The 3,622-nt window shown below is 56.9% G+C and carries 4 protein-coding genes; all 4 read left to right on the top strand.

Annotation, left to right across the window (positions count from 1 at the left end; all coding sequences use genetic code 11):
- Positions 1–103: 103 nt before the first annotated feature.
- Positions 104–580 (top strand): signal peptidase II, encoded by a 477-nt coding sequence (gene lspA, locus CCE92_RS14535; RefSeq protein WP_088009215.1) that lies wholly within the window; start codon positions 104–106, stop codon positions 578–580.
- A complete protein-coding gene (locus CCE92_RS14530) occupies positions 580–1,491 on the top strand; it encodes an RluA family pseudouridine synthase (protein WP_088009213.1) in 912 nt (303 codons plus the stop codon). The genes lspA and CCE92_RS14530 overlap by 1 nt, the downstream gene beginning before the upstream one ends.
- Before the next feature lie 189 nt (positions 1,492–1,680).
- Positions 1,681–2,220: a bifunctional pyr operon transcriptional regulator/uracil phosphoribosyltransferase PyrR gene (pyrR, locus tag CCE92_RS14525; RefSeq protein ID WP_088009211.1), complete on the top strand. Its 540-nt coding sequence runs from the start codon at positions 1,681–1,683 to the stop codon at positions 2,218–2,220.
- Between the two features lie 19 nt (positions 2,221–2,239).
- Complete coding sequence (locus CCE92_RS14520) at positions 2,240–3,520, top strand: solute carrier family 23 protein (RefSeq protein WP_088009209.1); 1,281 nt, start codon at positions 2,240–2,242, stop codon at positions 3,518–3,520.
- Positions 3,521–3,622 lie beyond the last annotated feature (102 nt).

Raw genomic sequence — 3,622 nt, 5'->3', positions numbered from 1 at the left:
AAGGGGTTTCTCAACACTCTGCGAAAGCCTGCAGGTCATCCTGCAGGCTTTCTGTGTTATGTGCTACAATAAGCAGGATGAAGATGTATCGGAGGAACTGACTGTGTGGGCTTATTACGGAATTGCGCTGCTGATCGTCATACTCGATCAGTGGACGAAATGGATTGTCGTCAAATCGATGGAGCTGGGGGAACGCATCCCGGTTTGGGAACCCTATCTCGCCTGGCTGTCGCACCGGAACCGCGGGGCGGCCTGGGGCATGCTCGAAGGGCGGATGTGGCTGTTCACCATCATCACGCTCATCGTCATCGGTTTTATCGTTTATTATTTCCATCGTTACGCGAAGGACCAGCCGTTTTTCCAGGCGACGCTCATGGTGCTTTTGGGCGGTGCGATCGGTAATTTCATCGACCGGCTGTGGCGCGGGGAAGTCGTCGATTTCGTCGATATCCTCATCCCGGTCATCGGCTATGATTTCCCGATCTTCAATGTGGCGGACATCGCGCTGACGGTCGGTGTCATCATGATGGTCATTTATGTCTGGAATGAAGAAAAACAGGAAAAGAAAAAGGTGTCGTAATGGAAGAATTGACAATCGAAATAACAGAAGAATCAGCAGGCGGCCGGATCGATAAAGCGGTCACTGCGATTGATCCCGACTGGTCCCGGTCGCAGATCCAGGGATGGCTGAAAGACGGCTACGTTAAAGTGAACGGCAATAGCGTCAAGCAGAATTACAAGGTGAAGGACGGTGACGTGATCACTGTCCTGCCGCCGGAGCCTGAAGCGCTCGATATCCAGGCGGAAGATCTGAACTTGGACATCGTCTACGAAGATGCGGATGTGCTCGTCGTCAACAAGCCGAAAGGGATGGTCGTGCATCCGGCGCCCGGCCACGTGTCCGGCACGCTCGTCAACGGACTCATGCACCAGGTGACGGATCTGTCCGGCATCAACGGCATCATGCGGCCGGGGATCGTCCACCGCATCGATAAGGACACATCGGGGCTTCTCATGGTGGCGAAAAACGATGCAGCGCATGCCTCCCTCGTCGAGCAGCTCATCAAAAAGACGGTCACCCGCAAGTATACAGCGGTCGTCCACGGCCATATCGCGCACGACAAAGGCACGATCGATGCGCCGATTGCGCGCGATCCGAAAGACCGGCAGAAAATGGCGGTCGTCGACAAGGGGAAATCGGCCGTCACCCATTTCACAGTGACCGAACGGCTCGGTGAGTTCACTGTCGTGGAATGCCAGCTTGAAACCGGGCGGACGCACCAAATCCGCGTCCATATGAAATATATCGGCTTCCCGCTTGCCGGCGATCCGAAGTACGGTCCGAGGAAAACGCTCGATATCGGCGGGCAGGCACTGCACGCCGGTGTCATCGGTTTCGATCACCCGAAGACGGGCGAATACATGGAATTCAGTGCCGAGCCGCCGGCTGAATTCGGGCAACTGCTCGAAACGCTGCGAAACAGAGGTTGACAGCGGAACGGCCGCTTCGCTATACTTGGGTTAATCAAATACGGAACACCTTTAAAGACAGTCCCGTGAGGCTGGGAAGGTAATGGACGAACGCTGGAAGCGGTATGCTTCCGGACGGCTTTTTCCTGCACGCAACCCCTCCTGCCCGCGCGGCCGGAGGGGTTTTTATGTTGAAAGGAGAATCAGACAATGACCGAAAAAGCGAACATTCTCGATGAGAAAGCGATCGGCCGGGCGCTCACCCGGATCGCCCATGAAATCATCGAACGGAACAAAGGAATCAGTGAATGTGTGCTCGTCGGCATCAAAACGCGGGGGGCGTTCCTTGCGAAGCGGCTTGCGGAAAAGATCGAGAACATCGAAGGGGGGCGGATCCTGACCGGTGAACTGGACATCACCCTGTACCGGGACGATCTGACGGAAAAGACGAAAAACCGGGAACCGCTCGTCCAGCAGGTGGATGTGACCCATGACATTACGGGCAAAAAAGTGATCCTCGTCGATGACGTGCTCTATACCGGCCGCACCGTGCGCGCTGCCATGGACGCTGTCATGGACCTCGGGCGGCCGGCGCAGATCCAGCTGGCCATCTTAGTCGACCGGGGACACCGGGAACTGCCCATCCGGGCGGATTACGTCGGCAAGAACATTCCGACATCCAGTGATGAACGGATCGTTGTGGAAATGACCGAAACGGATGGCAAAGACCAAGTGACCATCCACGAATGACCGAAAAGGGGCTGGAAGTGTGACAGAAGCGGTTCTGAAAGTAAAAGACCGGCCGGAAGCCGGGAAATGGATTTCCTTGAGTCTGCAGCACATGTTCGCCATGTTCGGCGCGACGATCCTCGTGCCGCAGCTTGTCGGCCTCAGCCCGGCAATCGCCTTGCTGACGAGCGGCATCGCGACGATCATCTTCGTCATCATCACCCAAGGGAAAGTGCCGGCTTACCTCGGTTCGTCGTTCGCCTTTATTATCCCGATCAATATCGCGGCGGCGGAATACGGCGGACTAGGCGCGGCCATGATCGGCGCGGTGGCTGTGTCCGTCGTGTATGCGGCCGTATCGCTTGCTATCTGGAAAACCGGCTACCGCTGGATCATGAGGCTGCTGCCGCCGATCGTCGTCGGCCCGGTCATCATCGTGATCGGACTGGCGTTGTCCGGGACCGCCGTCGATATGGCGATGAATGTAGACGGTGAATACAGCATGCTTCATTTCTCAGCGGCGCTTGTGACGCTGATCACCGCGATCATCTGCACCATCTACTTTAAAAACATCATTTCGCTCATGCCGATCCTGATCGGCATCATTGCAGGCTACATGTATTCAGCGGCAGTCGGCATCGTCGGCTTCCAGGCGGTGCGGGAAGCGGACACATTTGCGGTGCCGGACTTTCTGCTGCCGGGCATCGATTACGAAATCGCTGTATCCTTCAACCTGCTGGCGGTCATGGTGCCGATCGCCATCGTCACCATTTCGGAACACATCGGCCACCAGCTCGTGCTCGGCCGGATTGTCGGCCGCAACTATATAAAAGACCCGGGGCTCCACCGGTCGATTTTAGGTGACGGGCTCGGCACGCTCATTTCGGGTCTGGTCGGAGGTCCGCCGAAGACGACATACGGGGAGAACATCGGCGTACTGGCCATCACGAGAGTGTACAGCGTCTATGTCATCATCGGCGCTGCGGTGTTCGCCATCCTGTTTTCGTTCCTCGGCAAAGTGATGGCGCTTATTGATACGATTCCGACGGCTGTGCTCGGCGGGATCTCGATCCTCCTGTTCGGCATCATCGCATCCAGCGGTCTCCGGATGCTCGTCGATGACGGGACCGATTTCGGGGATAAGCGGAACCTGGTGATCGCATCGGTCATCCTGGTGATCGGCATCGGCGGCGCGGCCCTGGAATTCACGGAATCGTTCCGGGTGGAGGGCATGGCGCTTGCCGCGATTGCGGGGGTGCTCCTGAACCTGATGCTGCCAGGCAGACCGGATGAAAGCGAACTGCCGGATGAAATCGAATAAATTCACCTTTTAAGGAATGTCCCGAGAGGCATGGAAAGGTGGAGACAAGGGCGGCGTATGCCCTTTTTTCCGCACACCTTCCTGCCTTCAGGAAGGTGTTTT

The sequence above is a fragment of the Indiicoccus explosivorum genome, assembly GCF_002167005.1.
In the GTDB taxonomy this organism is placed as follows: domain Bacteria; phylum Bacillota; class Bacilli; order Bacillales_A; family Planococcaceae; genus Indiicoccus; species Indiicoccus explosivorum.
Note: the sequence above shows the minus strand (reverse complement) of the source record. Positions and strands in the feature narration are given on the sequence as shown.